26 protein-coding genes and 1 tRNA gene are annotated in these 24,439 nt (G+C 55.8%); 1 reads left to right on the forward strand and 26 read right to left on the reverse strand.

The genetic code is table 11. From position 1 onward, the window contains the following. The 25 genes from ACNAZS_RS10085 to ACNAZS_RS10205 all read right to left on the reverse strand — a co-directional run bounded on the left by ACNAZS_RS10085 (position 1) and on the right by ACNAZS_RS10205 (position 22,269). Positions 1 to 2,865 carry a hypothetical protein gene (locus tag ACNAZS_RS10085; RefSeq protein ID WP_415788770.1) on the reverse strand — a complete coding sequence of 955 codons (2,865 nt, stop codon included), beginning with the start codon at positions 2,863 to 2,865 and terminating at the stop codon, positions 1 to 3. Between the two features lie 348 nt (positions 2,866 to 3,213). Next, positions 3,214 to 4,857 carry a type IV secretion system DNA-binding domain-containing protein gene (locus tag ACNAZS_RS10090; RefSeq protein ID WP_415788772.1) on the reverse strand — a complete coding sequence of 548 codons (1,644 nt, stop codon included), beginning with the start codon at positions 4,855 to 4,857 and terminating at the stop codon, positions 3,214 to 3,216. A 12-nt stretch (positions 4,858 to 4,869) separates the two neighbouring features. Then, complete coding sequence (locus ACNAZS_RS10095) at positions 4,870 to 5,304, reverse strand: hypothetical protein (protein WP_415788775.1); 435 nt, start codon at positions 5,302 to 5,304, stop codon at positions 4,870 to 4,872. A gap of 8 nt (positions 5,305 to 5,312) precedes the next feature. Beyond that, positions 5,313 to 6,020 (reverse strand): StbB family protein, encoded by a 708-nt coding sequence (stbB, locus tag ACNAZS_RS10100; protein WP_415788777.1) that lies wholly within the window; start codon positions 6,018 to 6,020, stop codon positions 5,313 to 5,315. Continuing rightward, positions 6,017 to 6,454, reverse strand: coding sequence for a hypothetical protein (locus ACNAZS_RS10105; RefSeq protein ID WP_415788779.1), 438 nt, complete (start codon positions 6,452 to 6,454; stop codon positions 6,017 to 6,019). Before ACNAZS_RS10105 ends, stbB begins: the two co-directional genes overlap by 4 nt. Before the next feature lie 342 nt (positions 6,455 to 6,796). Beyond that, positions 6,797 to 7,714, reverse strand: a complete 918-nt coding sequence (locus ACNAZS_RS10110; RefSeq protein ID WP_415788781.1) for a TrfA — start codon at positions 7,712 to 7,714, stop codon at positions 6,797 to 6,799. A 148-nt stretch (positions 7,715 to 7,862) separates the two neighbouring features. After that, positions 7,863 to 8,870 carry a P-type DNA transfer ATPase VirB11 gene (gene virB11 / locus ACNAZS_RS10115; protein WP_415788783.1) on the reverse strand — a complete coding sequence of 336 codons (1,008 nt, stop codon included), beginning with the start codon at positions 8,868 to 8,870 and terminating at the stop codon, positions 7,863 to 7,865. Continuing rightward, positions 8,848 to 9,981 (reverse strand): type IV secretion system protein VirB10, encoded by a 1,134-nt coding sequence (gene virB10, locus ACNAZS_RS10120; protein ID WP_415788785.1) that lies wholly within the window; start codon positions 9,979 to 9,981, stop codon positions 8,848 to 8,850. The genes virB11 and virB10 overlap by 23 nt, the downstream gene beginning before the upstream one ends. A gap of 29 nt (positions 9,982 to 10,010) precedes the next feature. Next, complete coding sequence (locus tag ACNAZS_RS10125) at positions 10,011 to 10,865, reverse strand: TrbG/VirB9 family P-type conjugative transfer protein (protein WP_415788787.1); 855 nt, start codon at positions 10,863 to 10,865, stop codon at positions 10,011 to 10,013. A 27-nt stretch (positions 10,866 to 10,892) separates the two neighbouring features. Continuing rightward, a complete protein-coding gene (locus tag ACNAZS_RS10130) occupies positions 10,893 to 11,579 on the reverse strand; it encodes a VirB8 family type IV secretion system protein (RefSeq protein ID WP_415788789.1) in 687 nt (228 codons plus the stop codon). A 3-nt stretch (positions 11,580 to 11,582) separates the two neighbouring features. Beyond that, a complete protein-coding gene (locus ACNAZS_RS10135; protein WP_415788791.1) occupies positions 11,583 to 11,720 on the reverse strand; it encodes a conjugal transfer protein in 138 nt (45 codons plus the stop codon). Between the two features lie 68 nt (positions 11,721 to 11,788). Beyond that, entirely contained in the window at positions 11,789 to 12,676 is an 888-nt protein-coding gene (locus tag ACNAZS_RS10140) for a TrbL/VirB6 family protein (protein ID WP_246600727.1), read from the reverse strand. Between the two features lie 72 nt (positions 12,677 to 12,748). Continuing rightward, entirely contained in the window at positions 12,749 to 13,453 is a 705-nt protein-coding gene (locus tag ACNAZS_RS10145) for a TrbJ/VirB5 family protein (protein ID WP_415788793.1), read from the reverse strand. Positions 13,454 to 13,490: 37 nt separating this feature from the next. Beyond that, on the reverse strand, positions 13,491 to 13,874 hold the full coding sequence (locus ACNAZS_RS10150) for a hypothetical protein (protein ID WP_415788795.1): 384 nt from the start codon (positions 13,872 to 13,874) through the stop codon (positions 13,491 to 13,493). A 189-nt stretch (positions 13,875 to 14,063) separates the two neighbouring features. Next, a complete protein-coding gene (locus ACNAZS_RS10155; RefSeq protein ID WP_415788797.1) occupies positions 14,064 to 14,810 on the reverse strand; it encodes a hypothetical protein in 747 nt (248 codons plus the stop codon). Between the two features lie 18 nt (positions 14,811 to 14,828). Then, a complete protein-coding gene (locus ACNAZS_RS10160; protein WP_415788799.1) occupies positions 14,829 to 17,255 on the reverse strand; it encodes a VirB4 family type IV secretion/conjugal transfer ATPase in 2,427 nt (808 codons plus the stop codon). An 11-nt stretch (positions 17,256 to 17,266) separates the two neighbouring features. Then, the gene (locus tag ACNAZS_RS10165; protein WP_415788801.1) at positions 17,267 to 17,587 is read right to left on the reverse strand and encodes a VirB3 family type IV secretion system protein; all 321 of its coding nucleotides are present in this window, start codon (positions 17,585 to 17,587) and stop codon (positions 17,267 to 17,269) included. Positions 17,588 to 17,590: 3 nt separating this feature from the next. Then, entirely contained in the window at positions 17,591 to 17,911 is a 321-nt protein-coding gene (locus tag ACNAZS_RS10170; protein ID WP_415788803.1) for a TrbC/VirB2 family protein, read from the reverse strand. A 92-nt stretch (positions 17,912 to 18,003) separates the two neighbouring features. After that, positions 18,004 to 18,657 carry a lytic transglycosylase domain-containing protein gene (locus tag ACNAZS_RS10175; protein ID WP_415788805.1) on the reverse strand — a complete coding sequence of 218 codons (654 nt, stop codon included), beginning with the start codon at positions 18,655 to 18,657 and terminating at the stop codon, positions 18,004 to 18,006. Positions 18,658 to 18,666: 9 nt separating this feature from the next. Next, a complete protein-coding gene (locus ACNAZS_RS10180) occupies positions 18,667 to 19,332 on the reverse strand; it encodes a TrbM/KikA/MpfK family conjugal transfer protein (RefSeq protein ID WP_415788807.1) in 666 nt (221 codons plus the stop codon). A 55-nt stretch (positions 19,333 to 19,387) separates the two neighbouring features. Next, positions 19,388 to 19,681, reverse strand: a complete 294-nt coding sequence (locus ACNAZS_RS10185; RefSeq protein WP_217965498.1) for a plasmid mobilization protein — start codon at positions 19,679 to 19,681, stop codon at positions 19,388 to 19,390. A gap of 133 nt (positions 19,682 to 19,814) precedes the next feature. Further along, positions 19,815 to 20,558 (reverse strand): HNH endonuclease, encoded by a 744-nt coding sequence (locus ACNAZS_RS10190; protein WP_415788810.1) that lies wholly within the window; start codon positions 20,556 to 20,558, stop codon positions 19,815 to 19,817. Positions 20,559 to 20,622: 64 nt separating this feature from the next. Further along, entirely contained in the window at positions 20,623 to 20,919 is a 297-nt protein-coding gene (locus ACNAZS_RS10195) for a helix-turn-helix domain-containing protein (protein WP_415788813.1), read from the reverse strand. Positions 20,920 to 20,974: 55 nt separating this feature from the next. Then, the gene (locus ACNAZS_RS10200) at positions 20,975 to 22,042 is read right to left on the reverse strand and encodes a site-specific integrase (RefSeq protein WP_415788815.1); all 1,068 of its coding nucleotides are present in this window, start codon (positions 22,040 to 22,042) and stop codon (positions 20,975 to 20,977) included. A gap of 142 nt (positions 22,043 to 22,184) precedes the next feature. Continuing rightward, positions 22,185 to 22,269, reverse strand: a tRNA-Leu gene (locus tag ACNAZS_RS10205). Between the two features lie 269 nt (positions 22,270 to 22,538). Here ACNAZS_RS10205 and ACNAZS_RS10210 point away from each other — a divergent pair. Next, entirely contained in the window at positions 22,539 to 23,006 is a 468-nt protein-coding gene (locus ACNAZS_RS10210) for a hypothetical protein (protein WP_415788817.1), read from the forward strand. 87 nt (positions 23,007 to 23,093) lie between these two features. On the opposite strand, the gene ACNAZS_RS10215 is transcribed toward ACNAZS_RS10210, so the two are convergent. Continuing rightward, positions 23,094 to 24,422 carry a uracil-xanthine permease family protein gene (locus ACNAZS_RS10215; protein WP_415788898.1) on the reverse strand — a complete coding sequence of 443 codons (1,329 nt, stop codon included), beginning with the start codon at positions 24,420 to 24,422 and terminating at the stop codon, positions 23,094 to 23,096. Positions 24,423 to 24,439: the final 17 nt, after the last annotated feature.

The following is a 24,439-nucleotide window of genomic DNA, read 5'->3' on the forward strand; positions in this document are numbered from 1 at the left end:
TTAATGCTCCAGCAAATACGACATTGATATAACTACGTTGCGCTCTTCGCAGTGCAAAATGTTTATTGAAAAATTTGGATCTGAACGTGCAAGCTGATGGAGTTTCCGAATTCCACTCCGGTCTTCAGAGATTTGTGCATTATCTAGATTGTCGTCTGGATTCACCTCGAGACGGGAGTTTACATACTCGCTTGTGTCATCGTCGCTAATCTGTGAAGTAATAGTGATACTTACCGCCAAATCATTCTGAGGCTGTCTCCTCACGAAACGAAATAATCTGTCGACCTCTGCTCCCGGCTTACCGTGTTTTGCAGCGTTGTAGATGACAACGTAAAAAGCGTCGTAGAGCACATGATACGCTCCTCCGACTATCTCGATATCGTCATCATGATCATGTAGTTGGTCGATCTTGAAGTCGGGAAATGTGTCCCTGACTTCAGCGGCTACAGCTCTAAAAAGGAGAGATAACGAAGCTTTCGGTGAGACACTAATTGGGCGTTTAAACCATCCATACATAGACGACAGCTTTTCATTTATGTGATGGGTTAAGTCTCGACAAAATACTCCCGCAAGCTCGGACCTATGCGCGCAGGATTTTATTTGAGATAGCAGGTCTGCACCGATTAGTTCAGATTTCTTGCCTTTAAGGAAGGTATTTACATTATTTAAGTCGTCCTCCAGCATTCTCCAACAATACTCAATCAGTATTTGTGGAGCCGCTTGAGATGTCTTACGCTCCGAGTAGTCTCGCATCACCGCTTTTGAACAAGCGTTCGCAATCTCCATCTTGTGAGGGCCCTCTAACCTTGGCCTCAGTAAAGCTTGACGCTTGCCTGGAGATTCAACGTGCAGTCTATCAATTATTATTTCGTTTATAACGGTTTCATAGCGTGCTTGCCAATCTGACCATATTTGTCCAACAAGATTTTCATTAAGAAGAGATTGATATTTAGAGAGTTTTGAGAGATTAACTACAGAGGAGTATAAATGCCCTTTGAAAGTGCCATGTCTAATTCTTCGTCCTAAATATGAAGCAATTCCGAAAACGGTGCTTCCACAAAATGCGGCATAACATCTACCAATTATCTCCAACATCTGCGGGTTGCTATCCTGCTCAAGGGAATTGTTAAGATCTAGTGCTGTAAGTATGGCATTCAGCTCTCGCATCAACTCGTCATTTATCCATTCAAGAAGTCGTGAGGAATCTACATATATTCTATTGTCATCAATTTCATTTCTCAGCTTATTGATCTGATGGTCGATCAGGAGAGTACGGGCTCGATCAAGGTAGATCTTTTCGCCTGTGGTATCCCCCATGAAACGATGCAAAGCAGCACGTGTTTCAGTAATCTGAGAGGCTGTGAGTATTATTTTTGATAGTTTTGCAATGAAGTCTTCTGTAAAGACCTCGTACATGTATTCAGCGACTACTTGAGAGCAAGTTGACATGGCGGCGACAAAATCAACTAGGCGACCGTTATAAGAATCCAAGACCAACTTCTGAAGGATTCTTCGTAATTGATGATCATCGCCTTCGCTCCTACTCTTCTTGGCTATTAGCAGAAAATATATGAGCTTAGATATCTGAGATGAAGAACATGCTGCCATATTTCGAAGATAGGCAGGATTTATGGTTTTGGAAAGATCACGAGTTCGACTCATCAGCAATAATAAGCCGTCTTCAGAGATATCAGCGTATCCCTTGTGTTTTGCTATTAGATAATTGAAAACCGACGAACGTGTCGTGGAGCCATCTCGTTCCAAACGCGAAAGCGAGGTCCAAGTATGTCGCGTCATTTTTCTGCCAGAAGGCAGTTCTGGCAAAATGACGTCGCCCACCCACTGGCCAACGCGAGTTAACAGTTCTTCATCTAGCTTTATATACGGGGACTCAGGAAAATCGTAAAAATTATCCTGAAGGGTTCTATACAGCACGACAGAGTCGTTTTCTAACCAGGCGCTTGAGCGTTTGTAAAATAGCTCTTCACCGTCTTCGAATTCAGTGTATTGGTTAGCAATTGCAGAAATATCAGAGAGGTTTTCCAACCTCTCAAAAATTATATTGAGATAGTTATAGGTATTTGCCTGGAATGCATGTTTGTTTACTTTGGCAATGATTATCGCATCGAGTAGGGATGACTGCAGGCTGCTCTGAATGAGATTGGTCAGATCCTCCGTGTCTGCCGCATGAGGATGAAAGGCAAGTCTTAACGTATCGCGAGTGAATTTATTCAAGTCTCCTTTGTTGGGCAAGCCCAATAGAGATTTTTTCATACTAAGAAAGTCTTGGCCCTCTTGGTAACAATTGACCAAAGAGCTAGAAACTAAATTGTTGACCCTTATGCCAGCGTCTTCCAGAATGGAATCGACTTCAGGTAGTTCGTCTCCATTTTCCCTTTCCACCGAAATTAGCGCTGCTTTACGTAATAGAAAATGACTTGCACCTGCTTCGCGGTACGCTTTGGCAATAGCTAGTGATGCCCCCTGATAGTCTTTTTTGAGTACCGCGACGTTTATGGCTTCGACACAGCGTAGGCTCGCTTCGAGCTTATCAAAATGAGATTTGCATAACACATCAAGAAATGCTAGCTGCTTTGGCAGGGTCAGCAGTTTAAGCCGCTTAAAATTTTCTGTAATTTGCGGATGCGACGGAAATAGATCTGGAATTGATACGATGCTAATCTGCCCAAATGCGCGGAGGACTACGTCTATTTGAGCTAGCTCGTGCACGCTTAGCCTCTCGCGCAATGAGTTTAGGATTCGCACGCTATCTGCTATTTCTCCTGCGACAATTGCTCGTACTTTATTTCGTATGCGAATATCCAATTTCTTTAATTCGCGATGAATCAATATGCGATTTTCCATCAGATCTGCTATTTCCTTGTTATTTAATAGTTCGTGCAACGCGCATAGCGGCGCAAGATCTATTCGCTCTGACGCGTCGAGGAGAGATGCCGTTGTCTTAGTTAGGAACTAACACGTAATCTGGTGTGATCAATTCGACATATTTCTAGCTCTGATTGCTGCTTACGCGCAGAAACGACCTCCATTAGGCGAATATCGGCATTCCTCGACCCTCTGAGGAAAGCAAAAAAAGTACGGACACCATCAGCACTGAGTATCTGAAATATGTTACGAAGTTACTTATTGTAGCGAATGTTGAGTTGGATACACTTGGCCTGCGCCTGTGGAAAATTGTGCTGTGGCAGCGCGTCATGTGTCACTTTTTTGTTGCCGACATTCAGAGTTATCGTCTCTCCCAGACTCCTGAAAGGCCATCGCAGCAGATCCGAATTTCCTGAACGGCAAAGTTACCCTCGCAATCGGGAAGTCTCCTGCTAGCGCAACGTACCCGCCGAGTGATCGCAGCGCCTGTATCTGGGCCGCCGTAACGACATCTTCGGTCGTACGCTCCATGTTGTCCGACGTATTCCGGTTGTCGACGCTGCGGCTGACGCTGTATTTGGGGCGTTCCACCTCATGTTTTCCCAGGCTTTCGCTCATGTCTTTGGCAGTTTGAGGGTCTGTGCGGGAGCCGCCCAGCACTGCCAGGTTGCGGAAACTGGCGCGGATGGTTGTGGCCATGGTTTTGCCATAGATGTGTTCCAACTGTGATGTGCTTTGCAGCCCGGCCACGATGCGCAGGCCATTTTTCCGGCCCTTGGTCAGGCCTGCTTCCAGCGAGGGAAGCGCTTCCAGGCTGGCCAATTCGTCGATGAATAACCACCAGCGCCGATGAGAGCTTTCCGGCATGGACAGAATGGACGTGATGAATACGTCTGCCCATGAGGACACTAGCGGTTTCATGGAGCTCATCATGTCCTCGCGCCAGTTGATGTACAGGTTGCCGCCATCAGGTTTGGACAGCCATTCGCGGATGGAGAATTTTCCGGGCTTCATGCCGGTGTGCTCCGACAGCTTGTTCGACAGCACAAAGCGGGCAGAGGACAGGGCTTTGCTGGCCTCGCTGGAGCCCACAAACAGGGATTCGGCCAGCGTACCCTCTAGGAACTGTTTCAGGACCTTGGGGTCTTCGATGGTGCACAGGCGAAATAGATCCATGACGCTGGCTTGCTCGCCCTGCATTTGATGTAGTTTCTTGGCCGTTTCGCGTAAGAGCAGCCGCCCGAAATCGTTCCACTCTTCGGCATTTTTGTCCTGGCTCATCGGCACCATCGAGTGGGCCAGCCGTTTCCAGTCGTAGTCGGCACGAACTTCGTTGAAGAAGGACCACCCCTGGCTGCGGGCGTCGTAGGGGTTGAGGATCACGTCGTTCGGCTGCCAGAATTTGCTGAGCAGATCGCCATTGGGATCGATCACGATCATGCGGTCATTGCGATCCGCTGCTTGTCTGGATAATCGGGTTTGCATGTCACGCTTTGACCTACGCAGGACCGATGCGGCCATGTTGCGCAACAACACCGATTTACCCGAACCGGTGGCACCGCTGATGAGCAGGTGGAGGTTTTCGTTGGCCGTTGGCATGGGAATGCCGCCAATGTCGATCTGTTCTTTACCGCTTTCCTCACACTGGCGTGCCAGCCTTTGGGCTGAGGTGGTACGAGTACCCCGTACGAAGCGTTTGTAGCCTGCCCCTTCAAACCCTTCTGTTCGTGCCGTGCGTCCGACAAACAGGACGAAAATGAGGGCGAGCACTAACCCGACACCTAGCGCACCATAGAGCAAAGGGTACTGCGGAGTTATCACCATGAAGTGCCAAAAAGCGCTGGCATTCCAGTCTCGCCAGTGTATGTGGCTGCCCCAGGTGGCGACGGCCATCCAGGCTCCTGCAGGAAAGAGCACCAATGAAAAAGCAGCAATGCGCCTCCGGGTAATGGGGGAGATCAGGGTGGACATGGGTGCCAGTCCTCATGAGATCAGCATCTGACCGAGGGTTAGACCCGCCAACAATCCGCCCAGGATGCCAGCAGCACCACCCATAAGCAGGGCAATCCAAGTCATGCGACGCGCAGAGCGGTGTGCCGTGCTGGCGTACTGTGTGGCCTCTCGGGCCACGTGCTCCAGTTGCTGACGGGTGTCATACAGCATGGCCTGAATGGCCTGCTGTGCATCCTGGTGGATCGGCCTGATGCTCGATTCGATTGTGGTCGTCAGATGGCGATTCAGTTGTTGGGGCAAGGCTTGCTGTGTGTCCGCCATCGCTTGCATATGCTTCTGCACGGTATGCATGTGCTGAGTGGTACGCTCCAGTCGGTCTACCAGACTGGTCACTTCACCCAGCACCTCGTGATAGAGCAAATCCAGTTTGGTGCGAGCGCTATTGGGAGCCAGGTTGGATTCCATGGTAGCGCTCAGGAAAACAGCGCGTTGAAGGCCGCGTTCATTTGACGATCTACGGGCTTGGCCAAGGCGCGCAGGGCGTGACGGCTGCTCAGTTGGGAAATGCGGACATGATCGTCTGGGTCGGCGACGCGAAGCAGGGCGCGGTAATCGGTTTGATCTGCCAGCACGTCGGCAATGGTGGTGCGTTGTTCGGCCAGGAGCTCGAATACTTCGTTTTCGTAGATGGCCGCGTGAGGGTTGACTTGCACCTCGCCGGTCTTGGCGGCATAGGCCAGGATCGATGGGAATTCATCGGCCACGCTGCTATCGACACGATTAAACAGGATGCGTACCCGTTCGGCATCCACACCCAGTTCGGCCAGCGCTGCGACAGTTTTGATGGTTTCGCGCTGGGCTTTGCCAGTATTGATGACGGGCAACACGAAGTAGCCGATTTCTTCATGAGCGCCTTCGTAGCGCATCATGTGCGTCAGAAAATCCTCGATGTTGCTGGCACCGACATCGACGATGGCATCGTCTCGGGTGAGCAATTCACGAAACAGTCGGCCAAAGTGCTCCCCGCGTAGCTGATCGACATCGAGGCCAAGATCTGCGCCTGTTTCGTTTGTGGATTCGACGGCAAAGATTTGCGCGCTGTTCATGCGGGGTGCAAGCAGGTGCGAGGCAGTGACCGTTTTGCCAACAGAGCCGGTGTAGTTGAGCACGGCGACTTTCATGGTTTGTTCCTTTTGGTGGGCGGGTTGTCAGTGGTGGGTGTACGGTTGGCTTGGCCTTCGCGGCGCAGTGCTTCCAGGTCAATACGCATGTCGCGAATTTTTCGTAGATCACCAGGCGTTTTGATGTCGCGGGGTCGCCCCTGAATGGCATCCAGTGTGGGTGGCGACGAGGTGGGGGGTGAAGGTGGAGACGGTGACTTGGCGGCTTTCCTCTGCGCTTTGCGCCAGCGGTACAGCGTGATGGCATAGGTGCCGAACTGAACCTGCAGGCCAGCTGCTGCCAAATCGTCCAGCACGGCGGCATGCGGGACACCAGTTGCCAGCTCTACTTCGATCAACGGAAACAGGGCGCGCAGTTGTGCGGCGGTGCTGATGCGAGGATCCAAGGTCGCGAGGGTGGCGCGATAGCGCGCTACGGGTCGGGATTCATTCATAGGCTTCCATGGTTGAGTTGAAGACGGGGTGGGGTCGCGGCTTGCCATAGGCCGACTTATCCACAAGCTCACCTGGTAGTAATAAGGTAGAAATAAGGTAGAAGGTGTCGAGATGGCTGGAGAGCCCCTATTCATGCGGGTTTCCAAAACCGATGCGCGATGCTATGCCGATAAAGCGCGATGCTGTGCCGATAACCCGCGATGCTATGCCGATGCAGGCGCGATGCTATGCCGACGCCGAAGACCACTTATCCACAGGCGATTTTTGGTCAATCAATGATCAGTCAACGGGTTTGAAAAGGCGGGTTTGGTGCGCTGGATGAGACGCTATGACACGATGGCTTAGCGATCCAATCGCGTCCAAACCGCCTGTTCGTGTCCCTTGATGGCCGCCTCGATTCGGGGCTCGGCTATCACGCCCAGCGCCTCCAGTTCGGCCAAACTGCGCTCCAAACTGATCCGAAAATCTCTCATGCGACCGGTAGACTGTGCTCGTTCCTTTAGGATTTCCAGGCTGTATTTCTGCTGGATATCGGACGAGGTGCCGATGAGTCGCTGCAGACTTTTGGACAGATCCAGCCGCATCTGTAAGCGCTTGGACCAGTCCACCAGGGCGTACTCGCGATTGCCGAATATCTGTGCCCAGCGCGGATCGGCATAAATGGTGTAGCAGGCGCTGTGCGCGTCGTAATCAAAGCCACCGATCATGGCGAGCACCCGTGTTGAGGGATGATTGCCATAGCTGTACTTGATGGAGCCGTCCTTGCGTCGGGCCTCAATGCACAGCGTAAACCGGGCCAAATCCTTCATGCCTTCATGTAACCACTCGTATTGGCTGCCGCCTGTCGGTCGGCCCATGCCTCGCAGAAAATCGGCACGGTTGATGACGGGCGCTTCGCCGAGCAAGGCCGTAGTTTGCAGATACATGGCATGCATCCAGATGTCCGCGTGGTCTTCGCTTAACTGCTTGCCAGATCCCTTGAGCAGGATGTTGCTGCTTTCGAGAAACACCGTGTCGTCATGCATAGTGCGCCAGCCTCGGCGCACGGGCGCAAAGATGGCGCTTCGGGCAATGTAGTTGGGAATGGCGCGTGTTGTTTCCTTGATGCCGGGCAGGATAAAGGGTGTTGGGGTTCGAGCCTGTTTTTCTGCGGCTGCCGCCAAGGCCTGCTGGGCCTTTTGGTGTGTCCGTTGCATGGCGGCAGACAGGTGCAGCAAGTTGCCGTCCTGGTGAAAGGGCTGGCGTGTGGATGAAATCATCGGTCAAGCTCCAGGCGAGCCGGTATAAGGCCTGCCTGGCGCGTGTGCAGTGCCTCACACGGGTTCAGGGGATGGGGTAATCGGCGTCTGGACATGCCAGGCCGGAAACGCAATAACAGGTGTTTGCCCTGATGGGCGGTGTCGCGGGCTAACTGCCGACCGGTGTTTTCGGCTCGAACCAGAGTTCTTTGAGCCGAAAGCGCTCGAAATGCAGCACGACATCGACGGTCTGGCGCAAGAAGGCCTGTATGGTCGGCAAATCTAGGTTGCCGCCGGTTGGCGATTGCTTGATGAGAATGGTCAGACGGTCAAAGGCGTCGGCGGCGCTGTTGGCATGTGTGGTGGTGACCGATCCCGGATGGCCGGTATTCAATGCCGCCAGATAGTCCCAGGTTTCAGGGCCGCGCAACTCGGCCAGAAAGATCCGGTCGGGCGACAGTCGCATGCAGGCGGCCAAGCTGTCGGTGGCAGATACTCGGCCGCGTGTACCGCCATACATCATATGAATCCGGTTTCTGTGCCGTGGCAGGATCAGTTCATGGACATCTTCAATCGTGATCAGCCGTTCATCGACGGGAACGCGATCAATCAGCGAGCGGGCAAAGGTGGTTTTGCCGGATCCGGTCGCGCCCGAGATGAGGATGTTCTTGCGTGCCAGGATGGCGTCGTGCAGAAAGCGGGGAATATCGCCTGCCGCTTGAAGCGCCATGAGCGCTTGGTCTGAGGCCGAGACGTCGCCTGCCGTATTGGTGGCCGTGCTCGCAAACGCGCCTTGTGCCTGCAGTTCCTCCAGGGAAAATGCGGCCTGTGTGTGCTTGCGGATGTTGATGGCTAACGTCTCGTCAATGCAGGCGGGTGGCATCACGATCTGGCCACGCTCCCCGTCCGGCAAGATGACGGACTGGATCGGGCTACGTGCCATGTGGTTGTACGCGGCCAACGCGGTGGCCAGGGCCTCCAGGTGCGGATAGGTGAGCGAGGGGCACGTCTGTAATTCCCATGCCCCACGCGTACGGGTGTAGAACTCCCCGGCCCGCACGATGGCAATTTCCGTCACGCTCGGGTTCTCCAAGTGGTTGGTTAACGGTCGTAGAAAGGTGCGAACCGAGATGGAGCGATCAAATGGAATCGGTTCAGGGGATGGGTTCAAGCTCATAGACGTGGCTGAAGTCCAAGTCACGGGCGACCATGATGCCGATACGCTCGCCCTGGTTCTTATAAAGCGTTGGAGGTATATCCAGCGACTTCTCCAGTATCTTGGCGATGGCTTCCTGACCGCCCTGGGTCGTATTGTCAAAACGAATGTTGTCGTTGCCAGACTGGCCTTGGTTGGATGCCCAGTTGCCAAAATCGCCGACCAGAGACAGCAGAATGGCGTTGCCAAAGCGTTCCCCGAAGTGATTGTCGATATCGCCATCGACCCCGGCTTCTCCAAGCGGGCCAGTGCCGGGGGAACTCAGATCCACGATGACGCCGGTACGGGTTTCCAGCCGGTTCCAGGTCACAAACGCGCGGGCCTGTCCTTGTTGGATGCCGCCAGACTGATAGCCCGTGAATTTGGTACCGGCGTCGATGAGTGTGACCTGGCCGTTGGCGCTCTTGACATCGTGTGTTGCCAAGCAAGTTAGAAATCCGGACTGCGTGCTGACGAGTTTCGTTTGCAGCGTGCAATCGATCATGGTGCCCTGTGTCAGCAGGAAGTTGCGATCACCCAATTGACCCGCTACAGACGGGGACAACTCCAGCGGACGTAACTTGTCGGCCAACGGACCCGCATCGTTATACGGGCCTTGTGCGGCATCTGCCTGGACTGTGGTATCGCCGTTTCCGTCCCGACCGTCCCCTTGCAATGGGCTGGCCAGCCGACGTTGTGTCAGTTCGTCGGCAGGCGGTGGGGTCTCGGGTGCGGGTGGCGGTACGCTATAGCTCGGTTCGGGTGCGGGATCGGCAACCGGCGGCGGAGGGGCGGGCGATGGCGCAGGGCGTTCGACCTTGGGTGTTTTTAAGCGATTGGTGATACCGCTTTGGTCCGCTTCCAGGCCGTTGTTGCTGTCCTCCTGCTGTTCATGGCTCCAGGCCTTGATGAGCACGCCGATGGCGACAGCAAGTGCGACCAGGATGGTGAACCAAAGAAAAGCCCGTGCGCCACGCGGTGCGGTGCGTCCAGCGGTCTCCAGGTTCAGCGGTTCCCGCTCCAGGTCAGGAGTTGCATGGTTGTCGGATTGTTGGGAGTCTAACTGCAGAGTGCCTTGCTCGTTTTCCGTCATGGGGCATTCCTTTGTGGCATGTCGTCGCTTTACTGCTCGGCGGGTACGGGCATTACCGTGGAGGGGTGCGGGGCAGGCGTGCTCTTGATGGTGCGCTTGACCGCAGGCGAGGTCGTTCCGGTATATGTCGGTACCGGTGTGACACCGTAAGCATCGTTATGGATGGCCAGCACTTGATCGCCCAGGCGTAGGTGCCATAAGGCCGAGGTGCGATGCAGCACCATGGTGTGTTCATCGGCCATGTGATAGTTGGTGATGATTTCCTGGCCATCTGGGGTGACGCGATAGACGGTAGGGATGTCTGCCTCGGACGCAAACTGCAGCCAGGTTTGGCGGCCATCATCCCAGGCATGTACTGGCGCGATGCCTGCATCCCCGTTGCGGGTATAGGCCTGCCAGTTAATCGCAGCGCTTGTCGTGCGTAGGGAGTGTTCAACGGCGGCTTTCTGTGACGCTAGAATGCGTTGCTTGGCTTCGGTGTCGGGATAGCGGATTACCAGTTTGTATAGCGCCGATGAATGGCGATTGCCGCTGTACGAAAGCCTGAAGCTGTAATCGCGCCGGTTGGTGACGACAAGCAGGTTAGTGTTGGCGTTCTCCGCTGTCGGTTTGAAGAACAGATGGTTGTCTTTGTACGTAAACGCGTAGGCTTGACTGTCACCGAAGACGTGGTAGACGTAGCGCTCGCCAGGCTCCAGGACAATATGGGTTGCCACGCCAATGATGGCATTAAGCAGGATGACATCTGCCTCGTTGTAGTTGACGTAGCGTACGCGATGATCCGACCGTGAGGATCGGGGTGTCTCCAGCGCCAGAGCGCTTGCGGGCAGCGCCAGACAAAGCACCAGCGCCAACGCCTGCCGTCTGGGGAAATGTTCAAGCATGAGAGTTCCTTCAGGACGAAATAGGGGTTAGCGCGACAAGTCGGCAGCCAGGTCATAGCGCGTGATCTGAAAACCCAATGGGTTCAGGCGTGCGACTTCTTCAGTGAGCGGTACATCGGTGTATTGATAGGCTACGGTGGCAATCAGATGCTGAACTTTGGTGATGTTGCCCGAAGTCACTTCCCGCTCTGTTTTGGTAAAGCGGACAATGGCAGCCTGATTGGCCCCTAGTGTGATGGAGTGGACCTGTACGTCGACTGTGCCTTCGGTGCCCAGACGGGTCGTGACGGCATCCTGGCCTTCAAAGCGTTTGCCGTACTGCGTCTGAATGGGCGCGGAGGACAATAGGGCGCAGATATCGAACTGCTCCTGAATGGTTTGCCAGCTGTAGCCTTCGCAGTTCAGCACATAGGTATTTAGGAAATGCTTGGCGATGCGTTCGCCATAGTCTTCCAGCGGTTGCCCGAGTTGGCTGACGTGCTCGACCGTGCCGGTAGCCTCATCGACACGCACCACGTACATTTCAGGAGGCGCTTTGAGCGGCGTCAGGCCGACGACGGCAGCGATGGCGGCTGTGGCAATGAGCGCCGAGCCGATGGCAACTTGCCAGGCTCGCTTTCGGCTGCGGAAAACTTCGCCGAAATAATCACGCTCCAGGCCGCGAGACTGTTCCAGATAGGCAGCTATATCTTCGGATTTGAGGGCTTCGGGCACGAATCAAACTCCTTGAATAAGCGGTGGCGTGGCATTGACCGGCACACGGGGCGAGTCGGCGGGCTGGGGTGGCTCTGGCGCGTGAAAGGCGCAACCGGCCAGCAGCCCGGCCAATGCCAGGGCGGCAACGATGTTTTTCATGGGAACTCCCGCTCTGTCTGCGGACAGAACAATTAGGAAGGAATGGAGGGGGACAGCAGGCCGCTGGATTACTTGGCGCGCGGGCGTATCATGCTGCGCAGGCGCATGATGGAAAACACGCCTTTAGCGGCGGCTCCAATACCGAGTTGAGCGCCGAAGCCATTGGAGAGGCCTGCAGCGAGGCCGGGGATCATGATCATGACGATTAGGCTGGCAATACCGACAAGCAGTTGTGCGCCATAGAGGCTCAGAATATCTTTCGCGCCGCCATTGATCTGATCGGCGATCATGCGGATAAGCTCAACGTTCATTTGCAACATCAGCCCGAAAATAAGGCCGGCCAACAATGCTAAGAACACGAAATTTAGTGCTTGAGAGATCCAGCTGTTGAGAAGTGGCTTGGTCGGCTCAAATAGCGTCGCTGCAATAAATATGGGGCCAGTCGCGACTACCAATGCCATACCGACTTTGCATACGACGATCATCACAATAATGATGCTGCCAACTATTGCTGCGTTTGCACGTACTAACGTGGCGAGAATACTGACGAGCACTTCTTTAGTGGAGGGCAAGAAGTTGTACCAAGCATCTTGACCCTTACCCATCATGGCACCGGAGGCTTTACTGGTCTCATTTTGCAATTTATCGACCTCTACTGCGACATCGCTGGTACCTAGTGCCAGTTGTGTGACATCGTCAGGTAATGCAATCATCGTGTCCGCGATGTTCTTCTGGTATAGGCCTCCCACGCCAAAGATCATTGAGACAACGGCGACGAGAATGGCTTTGCGAAAGAATTCCGTCACTGTCATATTGCTTTGCCCGTGCATGAGGGCAAATGCATACACGACAAATTGGAGAGTGAGGCCTACGACGATGACGGGCATGAGGGCCTGGAATAACGCCTGCATGGGGCCGTTTACAGCGTTGCTTAATGTATTCTCGGTTTCAGACATGACCCATTGAGCAATATTGCTTGAGGACAATGACGAAGAAGCCGACGGAGTCATTCCGGGCATAGTGCGACCTTAGTTGTGAGGTTGAGCGTCTACATCATCGGTGTTGTTATCTCCGAACCACCCGCCATATACCCGTTCAGCTCTCGCTTGTAGCAGGTGTCTCTCCGCTTCAAGTTGTTGCGAGGCTAGTTGAATGCGTGTCTGCTCGGCCACGATGTTGGACTGTTCAATTTGAATCCGTGCTTGTAGTTCGGCGATTTCTTTGGGGTTGCTCGTCTGGTTTATTTTGTCTTGCAGGGCATCAATGTTAGCTAGGCGTTGGGTCATTGAGTCATAGGCGCGTTGGCTCATCGCTTTAGCGGTTGCTTCAATATCCAATGCCCTCTTGGAAAGCTTGGCTCGATCTTCCTGAAAATTGACAGGGGCAGTGACGGAGTCCGTGACGCGGCTAACGTCTGCATTGAGGCTTGAGTTGGTAGGTTGATTCAGCAGATCTTGGGCAGTTGAGGGCAATGCAGAGCGAAGCCGATCGCGCGAGTCTGGGCTGCCAACCACATTGCCGTAACCACTTGATTGCGTCAGTGCGGCAAGCTGGCTCTTGGCTGTAGACAGTTGTTTGCTCAGATTTTTCAATTGATCTTTGGCCGTCAGTAATTGCTGCTGCAATTGAGCGATCGTGGCAGCATCAACCGTTGGAATTCCACTCGCGTAGGTGGTATTGATCAATACGACGGACAGGGAAATGCCCGCCGCAAATAGCTTGCAGCGTGTCATGAGGGGTCTCCAGGGAGTGCGCCGTTAGGCGCGAGGATCAGGACTGCGTGTCGCTTTGCTGTGCAATGGCTTGATATTCAGCCTCTGTTGCACGATGCGCTTTCATTTGGCCTGAAACGATGATATCGGCGCTTTCATCGTAGGCAACGCGTTTGTCGCCTACTGCCAGAATATTGTCCGAATCGTCTAGCTTTCCAGGCAGTTTGTGAGTTTGGTAACCGCCACCGAAAGGGTCTTTCGTTACGACGGTGAACAGAAAACTATCGCCGTTGCGAGTGATATGGATCGCGTCAGAATCATATTTGCTATCTGACTTCCAATATCCAAGAAACTTCTCACCCCCGGGCTCACTATTACATCCGACTAGGGTCGTGAGCAGTGTGGCAGAACTAATGGCGGCGATGAAGTTTCGTCGGTTCATGCGGTTTTCCTATAGTGAGCGGCAGTTGAAGGGCCCGGCTATTCGTGAAAAATGTCCAGGGATTGCGTACGCTGTAGGCGTATTCAATCTTTGTAGTGCAGGCCGCTTGATTGCACAGTTTCAGGATGTTCCATTAGGCCGTGTTTCTCGGTGCCCTTGGATGCGGACATCAACACGTTGATAAAGGGGTTAGAAATCCGGCCCATCCATTTCGTGAGTGGCCTCATGCCGCTCTAGCGGATGATCGAAGCGTGCACCGATGAGATCGGATACGCGCTGGTAGTCGGCAGGTTGCGGAGGATGGCCGTTGACCTCGTGAATGTGCAGGCTGTAGTACTTGTGCACACCTTGTTCAAAATAGGCACGATCTTCGCGTGGCGTGCTCGATGAAAACCAGAGCGATGGGGCCTGCCGTGGATCGGATGCGGAGGGTGAGTCCAGGCCGTGGTCTTGTGCCAGTCGCCGAAGCGTTTCGGTATCGACGGCTTCACGTTCCACCGTGGTATCTGCCCAACTGGATTGGCCCGCTTCCAGGTCTTCCGGCTCCCAGTACTCGCAGTCGATGGAAACCACGAAGGTGTCTTCGGGGCTTTCTTGCTCCGGTTCATGGGTTTCAAGTCCCAATCGGCGGTAAAAATCCCGATGCTGTTCGTACTCCCAGGCCATCTGCGTTTCGGCGATGAGATTTTCGGTCTCGCGGATCAGTGCGCGTTCAGCCTCAAAGTCTGCATCCGGGATATCCACGCCCTCGATGTCCCTGGCGATATACAGACCAGTCATGTGGTCTTTGAGTCCTTTGAGATATTCCTGGGTGAGGATCAGGTGTTCCTTCGCGGCGTCCGGTATTGGTCGGGCTCGTTCGCCCGCGCTGAAGGCCTCCTCCACACGATCTTCCAGCTCTTTGGGTGTTGAGTAGGGATTGTTCTGCAGATTCATGGAGCCTCCTGCATGGTGTTAGCGTGTCTGCCGGATCGCCGCCAGATATACCGGCAGCCAGGCGGCTGGGTCATGACCTGCCTGGGCAACCGCCTCTTGTGCGATCGCGGCCATGTCGGGGCTGCCCGAGAACACGAGCAGTTCATCTTCGCAGCCGGACAGGTCAAGTTGAGCGACGGTGACGCTTGAGCCTTGCTTGACCAGGAATTTCCGGCTGGCTTCTCCAAGGCCGCGCAGTAGTTCGAATTCCGCCTCGGTAAGCCCAAAGCCCTCGATATAGTCGCGAGCCTTGGCCTTGGGGTTCGGCAGCAGAATGAGTGTGGCGGTCTGTTGCACCAGGGACGGCCCGACCGGGTTCTCGATGATGGCCCCCGGCTCCTGCGTGGCGAAGGCCAGCACGCCATTCTTTTTACGAATCGTGCGGCTGGCATCCTGCATGGATTCCTGAAAATGCGCGTCCTTCAACGGGTGCTGGCACTCGTCGTACAGGTTGATGATGCGGCGACCATCATGCAGGGCATCGACGCGATGCTTCAGGTACAGCGTGACAGCACCCCGGGCGGCGTCATCGTCCAGCAGCTCGGTCAGGTCAAAGCCGAAAATGGCAGGCTGGCCGGTATCCGTGCGCAAACTCAGCTCATCGACCGGATTGTCGAACACCCAGCCGTATTCACCACCTTGGCACCACGGTGCCAGCCGAGCATGAATGGTGCTGGTGTTGTCATCCTCGCTATAGGGGTTGGGCAGCAAGGTGTTGAGCGTGGATAACGTGCGGGCTTCGCGATCGATGAGCGTGGTCAGTTGTTGCACGGCCTTGGTTATGTCGGCCTGTTGGCGGGTGGTGACCGTTTCTCCTCGGCGTTCCGCCAGGGACACCACCAGGCGCACCATAAAGGCGACGTTGCCTTTGGTGGGCTCCATTTGGAAGGGATTCCAGCCAGTGGTTTCGCCCAGCCGAATGTTGAAGTAACGACCCCCAAGCGCCATGATCAGCACCTGCATACCCTGATCCTTGTCCCACACCACGCATGTCGCACCGAACTTCTGGGCTTGGGTGAGCAACATGCCCTGCAGAACGGTTTTGCCGGTACCCGTCATGCCGATAATCATCGTGTTGCCGGGGCGACGTTTCCCGGTTTCGTCCACGTCGTCGGTGGAGGCATGGAAATTGAAGAAGTACGGGCTGCCGGTTTGGGTTTTAAGCAGCGTGACCGCAGGGCCCCAGGGGTTGCCGACCGGTTTGCCGGTCAGTTGGTTATGCAGGCTGGAAAAGCACAGAAAATTCAGCGACGTGATGGGAACCGGTCGGGGTCGCCAGTGCCAGTTGCCAGGTAGTTGTGCCCAAAACCCCGCCTCCAATGCCCGGTCCAAGGGTCTGAAGCCGATGGCGTCTTCGGCCAAGGCGGTGGCCGTTTGCGCCAGCGCCTGGCGCACGCTTTCTGCCGTGTCGTCATAGATCAATAGCGTGGCGTGATGGTCTCCCAGACCCAAGCGGGCCGAGGTCAGGTCATCCATGGCGTCGTTGAGTTGGACCACCTGGCTGGTAGAGTCATCGCCGGAATCGACCAGCAGTTTGTGGTGTTTCTTGACCAACTTCTTGGCTGCAGCTCCCGTATGGCTACCCCATGACTGCGTAAGCACGAATTCGTGCGGTAGGGCCAGCAACCGATTCATGTGCCCTGGTTTTGTCGCTTCCGGGTAATCGCGCAATTCCATCATGCCGAAGACGCGGGCGTTGGCGACGGTGCGCAGTTCGCCGAGTTCGCCATGGCGGCCAAAGATCGGTCTGGCCTGTGGCAGGGTGTCTCGCAGCCGTTCGCGGCTGATAGGTACCTGTTGTGGCGTGCCGGACAGCAGAAAGCCCAGAAACTCAGCCGCTTCACTGAAGGCAAAACCGTTCCGGTCTACGATGCCGAGCGTTTCAGGATCGTAGCGGTATAGGCCTGCCATCAGGGCGCGCACAATACCGTTGAGTCGTTCGATCGATTCGGCTTGCCAAAGCGCCAAGCGTTTCGCGTCGGCTTTCTCCAGGCTGGCAAACGTGCCTAGGATGGGATCTTGGACAGGATGAACCAGGACAGTCAGGTACAGGTCATTAACCATCAAGCCCGACGTATCGAACGTGGCACGGTAGGCAGCATCGAATTGGGCTGCAAAGGGTTGCTCGAACGTGCTGTCGGGATATTCGGTGACGCGGCGGCGAACAATATGGGAGTAGAGCCCAAACGCTCCCATCGGCAGGCCGCGCAGCACGTTATGTAGGGCTTCGATCCAGTCCTTGAGTTCGTCTTGCGCATACGCGTCCGGCGCTCGACCCGTGACTTTGATGACCGTCATGTACTCATGGGTGTCGCAGGCAATGATTTGATCCGTGACATGATGGGAGTGCGGCAAGTAGCGCGCGATGCGACGCTCGTCTACCGCCAGGGAGGCTGCAGCAGTCATGGAGACATCCTTTACTTGATGAGGGACCGCCAGGGGCGGCGTCGGTGATAACCCTGCAGGGCATAGCTGGAGCCTTGCCAAAAGCGCTGATTGGGATTGCTGCGCCGGGTTTTGAGTTCCAGCCAGAGCACGTCCAGCGCCTTGTCGTCGTCTCGCGTGAGAATCGCCAAGGTGGGCATGACCACAAAGAGCAGTCCCCACCAGGCCAGGCCTGCCGTCATGGCGATGATGGTTACCCCGGCAAACGCGCCCAGCAGTAACGTGGTGGGAATCCCCATGAACGTGGCCTTGCGGCCCAGGCCCTTGAAGACCGGATAGGTATTGGGCGTCATGGCTTACTTCCAGAGCAGAACAACCAGTTCTGCCGTGGAGCCCGCCAGCAGCACACCGATCCCCCAACGGATGGCATCGTCTTTACGCATGACTTCGGCGGCATACAGCACAAAAATGATCACGCCGATGATGACGGCGGCAATGGGCAGGATGATGTCCAGATTGTCGCTGAGCGTTTGCAACGTGGTTCTGGCGCGGGACAGTCCGCCGATGGACTGTGCAAATGCAGCGTGATGGCAGCTAAATAGCAGTGACGTTGCTATCAGTTTGTACAGAATGCGCAGGGACGATGTTGCGTTCATGATTTGCTTGAGTACAGACATGAAAAGACTCCTGCCCCACACGCTTGCTGGCGTCGGGGTGGTGGGGATGAAAAGTGGGAGGGTGGCGCTGGGCCTAGTGAGACGGCGCTGCGTCAGGTGTTGGTAGTGGGTTCCGCTAAGGACTGGTGCTGGGCTTTTTCAGAGAAGCCATCGTTGGCCGGATTGGCCGTGAAGCCATCCTGAGTACCTGGGGTGTGAGGCTCGGCAGCGGGTGGCTCTGGTGCTGCTTTGCTGTCGGGCGTCGATGGGGTCTCGTCGCTGGCTTGCGGTGTTAATGCAGGCACTTTGATATTGGCCTGGGCCAATATCTTGCCGACATAACCGTTGCGAAACCCACCAGTGAAGTTGCCTGTGTTGTAGCAAGACAGGGCGGCACGTAACGCCTGTTGCGGATCTTGATGCTCGTGCAAGGCCCGAGCATAGCAATCGGCAAGCACCGTTTGGGCCGCTGCCAAATTGCGGCAGGGATCAAAGACCGTCTTGCTGTTCAGGTTCAGAGCGGCCCAATTGCGCACGTTGATCTGCCCCAGTCCAGCATCGAAGTCGATTCCCTGTTTGATCAGGCGATCGGCTGCGGCCGTGGCAGTCGCCAATGTTTGCGGTTGCTGCGGTAGATGCCGGCGCTTTTGGTTGACACCAATTGCGTATGGACTGCCTCGAGATTCATGGCGGATCAAGGCCGACAGCGTATCGGGGTGAATGTTTGGCGCGCAGGCCAGGGCCAGCGCAGCAAATGCAGCAATCATGGTGCATCCTCATCGGCTATTGGCGACTGGCCTGGGGTTTTTGAGGGAGAAATTCCAGCCGCTGGCCCAACGTCCTCGATGGTCAGCATCCCATTTGGCTTGCGCGGCGGTGTATGCCTGCGCATTGACCCAGTGTCCGCCCATCGCGGGCACGCCGACATAGCGCACCGATAGGTCATAGGTCCAGGCATGATCGTTGTACGTCACGCAGTAGGCAGGCAGTTTGTTCAGCGATACGGTGGGGATCGCATGTACGTCGTAGATGATGTCACCGCTGTCGCCGCCCAGGCTGCGTTTGCGCCATCGGTATGCCGTTGCTGCATACGTGCGATTGAGATAGTCAGGATCGCATTTGCCTGCGCCGCGTGAGATGGCGTCAATGCGCTCGGGCATGCCCTGATCGCTTGAGGCTGGGCACTGGGACAGGAAGGCACGTCGTGCCGAGACGGTGGCCGACCAGTCCAGGCTGCCGTGGCTGTATTTCTTGATGCCGAAGTAGTGGTTCAGGGAGGGACTGCACTCACTGGGTTGTGCGCCGGTGGACAGGCACAGTGTTGCTTCGCAGGCCAAGCGGGTATTGCCAGTGAGCAGATCCGCGCTGGCCGCATGGGCGGCGGGCACCAGCGCGCAGACGAGCGCCATCGCTCCCGCCTGCATTGCAGGGAAGGATTGCATGAAGGTCTCCAGGGAATAGGTACAGCAGGCGGTCGAGGAATCGACCGGAGGCGGGTTAGCGCGAACGCTGCAGGTGTTGTTGGGCGATGGCGATCTGTTCGGGCTTGGCCATGGCACGCACGAGATAGGCGGTTTCAATGGCAACCAGGCGGGTGTCTTGCAAATTGCCCAGGCTGGCCACGATCTGGCGTAGCAGGGTGAGCTCTTCCTGCAGGGTGTCGTCGGCGGACAGACGGCGTCGGATGTAGTTGGACAGAGATAGTCCCGAGAGGGCGGCAGCTTCGCCCAGACGCGCAGCATGAGACGGGGTCATCCGAATGCGGACGACCTCGGAGAGAGGTTCGTTCATAAAGGTGTGCCTATAAGGTGTGAGGGCTAGTTCGTTGCGGGTATGAGGCGAGGAAACACAGTGTCCGCTGCGTGCCACATAATTGGCGGCTGGCTCATATAACCAAGCGTCGTGAATGGAACGATGTCCGTGTTTATTGAGGCGGTTGATGATAATTTGCGCCGTAGTGTCGTTCTCGATGGCAGTTTGGACATAGTGCTACCGCATTTTCTGGGGTATCTGCACCGCCTTCAGCAAGGGCCTTGCGATGGTGAACTTCGAGATATGGGCGACCGTCCGGGCGTAGAAATGGGGCGACTTGGCCGCAACTTTGACACACGCCTTTGGCAGCTAGAAGGGCCTCTGCAATTACATCAGGATTACGTTTGAACGTCCGTGCTAGCACTATTCTCTGTTCAGGCATTGTCGGCGCATGCAGGAGTCGTTGCGCACGAGTATCAGGAGAGTCTTCTAACGCATTTGTTACTTGCTGCTCAAGCGAGAGCGACGTTTCATCAAACGTAGCCATCTCACGAAGTTTGTCGACGAATTCCGCATGAACGCGGCGTAGCCCAGGTTCATTGCCAGTGAAGTTGGACAGGTATGTGATGTGGTTTATGACCGATTGCAAAGCGATCATCAAGTCGCCTAGACCGCTCTCTGCAATTCGGCCAAGCATGAATCGAAGACCATCCGCGCTTACCGTGGTTTTAAACGTGCTACCTCTACGCATAGCAAGGAAACAGCCGATATATCCACCGGCAGTGCGCTTAGCAATACCAAACCTTTCCGCAAGAGCTTCTTGAGCATCGATTAGTTTTATCGTGCCGTTGAGTACCTGCTGCGCAGCTTCATACGCTGCTGAGAATACTTCCGGCGTAACTCGCGCGCGTGCCATGTATTTCGAGCCCTTTTCGACTGTTAGCGATGCATGATAAGCAGTTTGTCAGAAAGCTAGATGTCTACTGTGGTCTTTGCTGCAAATGATTCAAACAGTCCATGAGCTCCCGTTCAGAGAGATTGGATAGTTTTGCAAGCAAGGAGTTTGCGAGTTCGGACGGAGTGAAGCCTATGGCGTTGGCCACGGCAGTGGGAGAGAGCTCACGTTTACGGATGACCGCCGTGATTTGGGTGATGAGTCCTGACTTGGCCTGCAGTTCCTCAGCATCGTGTAGAGCAAGGTCTTTGAACACGTTTCCCGAGGATAGCTCGACTTCGACACCGTCAATGACACATTTGTCCATTTCGTTAGCCCTCATGCGAATTACGGCGGCAGTCCAGCAGTATTCCCCGCTGAGGACTTGAGAGAGTTGATTAACTACGCAGTCTATCTAGTTTGCCTACGAGATCCTCGGCACGCAAATGTGTGTACCGCTTGAGCATTTGCATGGATTTGTGGCCGCTGATCGCCGACACTTCCTGATCAGATAGGCCTGCTTCGACCAGTCTGCTCACGGCTTCATGGCGCAGGTCATGGAATCGGAAATCTGTCAGATTGGCGGCTTTCTTGGCGTCATTCCAGGCCTTATCGAACAGATATGGCCGTCGCACACCATCGCGACCAGGCTCACCAAAGAACACGAGATCTGTCTCGCGTGGTCGGAGTGGATTATCTATAGCTGCCTGAAATGCAACTGTGGCGGCCTTCGTCAGAGGCACTGTGCGCGGCGATGAGTTCTTGGTGATATCCAGTCGTACCACCCGTCTCTGTATATCAACCTGCTCAAGACGCAAACCGCTGATCTCTGACAGCCGCATTCCGGTTTCCAAGGCAATCCGCACAATCCAGCTGAACATGGGATTGGAATAGGCATCTACTTCGGCCAGTAGTCGCTTGGTTTCAGCAGGGGTGAGCCGACGATTTCGTCCTGCTCCCGGGGCGGGACGGCGGATCTGAGCTACAGGATTAAACGGCAGTCCCAGTCCCCATTCTTTGATGGCTACTGTAAATAGATGGCTCAATAGTGCCAATTCCAGTCGAACTGTATTGTTGCTGCGGGGTACCAGCTTGCCATTTTCATCGGGGTCGCCCGCCAAGCGCATGTCTCGGTATTGTGCGACGACATCCGCGCTCAGGGCGGCCAATGAATATTTGCCAAGATGCTGCAGCAATGGCCGCGCTTTCTTGTGTTCAGAGATGCGAGTGGATTCCCGCTTGGTCGGCGTCACTTCTTGTAGGTAGCGTTTCAGCGCCGCCTCGACCGTCATCCTTTCGCTGAGTGTGCGCTGGATGTAAACCCCTCGTACCATTTCGTCTTCAGTACGTCTGGCCCAGTCTTCGGCGTCTCGTTTGGTCCGAAATGTTTTGGACGAAGTGGGCCAACCCGTCTTTCGGATGACCGCTTTCCAGGTTCCAGAGGGTGTCTTAACGATAGTAGCCATGCGAGTTAGAGCTCCGAAAGTACACCCGGCGCTTCACCACTGTACCGAAACTGTACCTGGCTCGCAATTCTTGAAAATCCCCCAGAGACGGGGTTAGGCTTTGAATCCAGCCAAATGCCTGTAAATACGAGGAAATTTAGACTGGTGCCCGGGGCCGGAATCGAACCGGCACGCCTTGCGGCGGGGGATTTTGAGTCCCCTGCGTCTACCAATTTCACCACCCGGGCTAGGAGGTCGCGAGCAGTCTGATGACTTGCTGCGGGAGATGCGAAGACAGCGATTATATGCAGTTTTTTGAAAGTTGTCAGTTCAATGCCACCGCTTGCCGTTGCAGGGCGAGAACACCCAGCCCACACCAAGCAAAAATATTCACCCCCAACACCGTCAAATATCCAAAACCATGGCAACGGACCACCACTCGGCGCGTTATAACGTCTATTGGACTGCAAGCCCCCCAGCACCCCCCGCAGCCCACCGTGTCGCTCAAAGGAAGTCTATGCATCTGAAGTGCAGCAATCCGCCATCGAAAACGTCGGCACGTTTGTTTCTGACGGTGCTTTCAATGGCGATGCTGGCGGCTTGCTCGACGCCGACACCCGACGCATCCGCAGGCACAGGCCCCGTCGCCTACCTCAAAGCGAACACCGCCGGCGGCAACCTGGGCACCCCCGGCAGACCCAAGTCGGTGCTGGAACTACACGTAATCGAAGGCCGCCATACGATCAAGCCCGTCGCGCAATGCGAGCAGATATACAGCGGCACAGCCTTGGGCGGTGGCACAAAGCGCGAGCTGCAGGTCGTGCTGTGCGAGGGGGACTGGAACAACGACGGTGAATACTGGTTGATCAGTGAGACCGGCGTGGTCAGCGTGCGCCGTGGTGCGATCAAAGGTCAGCAGCAGACTGTCCTGGAATATCGCCTGCGCGATGTAAAGGCGCGAGCCGTGACCAAGCAAGAGTGGTGAGCTGTCCGATCAGCCGTCGTGACGCGTTCGCGCATCCCTCGTCCTGACCTGGGCCAACGCGCGAGGCCAGGACGGGGTTAAACATCCTCAGGCCCGCTTTCTTTCAGGCAGGAACCAGTTCATCACCAGCGCGCAGATCCCGCCGGTCGCGACACCTGATTCCAATACGCTACTCAAGGCATGCGGAAGATGCGACAGGATCTCGGGCACTTGCGACACGCCCAACCCCAGCGCCAGCGACACCGAGATCACTAGCAACGCGCGGCGATCTAGCTGAATGCTGGCCAGGATGTTGATCCCGGCGGCCGCGACGGCCCCGAACATCACCATGGCTGCGCCGCCCAGGACAGGCTCGGGAACGGCCTGCAGGGCGCCCGCGACGCTGGGGAACAGGCCCAGGATGACGAGCATGCCGGCGATCCAGATGCCTACATGGCGGCTGGCGATGCCCGTGAGTTGAATCACGCCGTTGTTCTGTGCGAACACCGAGCTGGGAAAGGTATTGAATATCCCCGCGATCAAGGAGTTAACGCCATTGACCAGGACGCCGCCCTTGATGCGCTGCATCCACAGGGGGCCTTCGACGGGTTGTTTAGAGACCTTGCTGGTGGCGGTGACGTCGCCGATGGCCTCTAGCGAGGTCACCAGGTAGATGATGAGCATGGGCACGAACAGCGACCATGAAAAGCCCAGGCCAAAGTGCAGGGGGACGGGGATTTCAAAGAGGGCGGCTTCGCGGGCGCCGGTGAAGTCCAGGCGGCCCATATAGGCGGCGGCGATGTAGCCGACGGCTAGCGCAATGACGAGCGCGGTGCTGCGGATCCAGACGATGGGCAGGCGGTTGAGGATGACGATGGTGCCCAGGACGAGGCCGGACAGGATCAGGTTGTCCGCGCTGGCGAAGGTGCCGTCGCCCATGGCTTGATAGCCGCCGCCCATGCTGATGAGGCCGACTTTGATGAGGGTCAGGCCGATCAGCAGGACGACGATGCCGGTGACGAGCGGGGTGATCAGGCGTTTGACGAAGGGCAGGATGCGGCTGATGGCGATCTCGACAAAGGACCCGGCGATGACGACGCCGAACATGGTGGCGAGGACGGTTTCGACGGGGGTACCGGTTTTGACCATGGCGGAGCCGCCGGCGATGAGCGGCACGACAAAGTTAAAGCTGGTGCCCTGGACGATGAGCAGGCCGGCGCCCAGGGGGCCAAAGCGGCGGCACTGGATAAAGGTGGCGATGCCGGAGACGACCAGGGACATGGAGACGATCAGGGTGGTGTCGCGCACGCTGACGCCCAGGGCCTGGCAGATCAACAGGCCAGGGGTGACGATGGGCACCAGGATGGCCAGCAGGTGCTGCAGGGCGGCGATGAAGGCGACGAAGGGCGCCGGACGATCGTCGGGGCCGTAGACCAGGTCGGGGACGGGGGCGT

It is taken from the genome of Bordetella tumulicola (assembly GCF_965138755.1).
Lineage (GTDB): Bacteria > Pseudomonadota > Gammaproteobacteria > Burkholderiales > Burkholderiaceae_B > Bordetella_A > Bordetella_A tumulicola.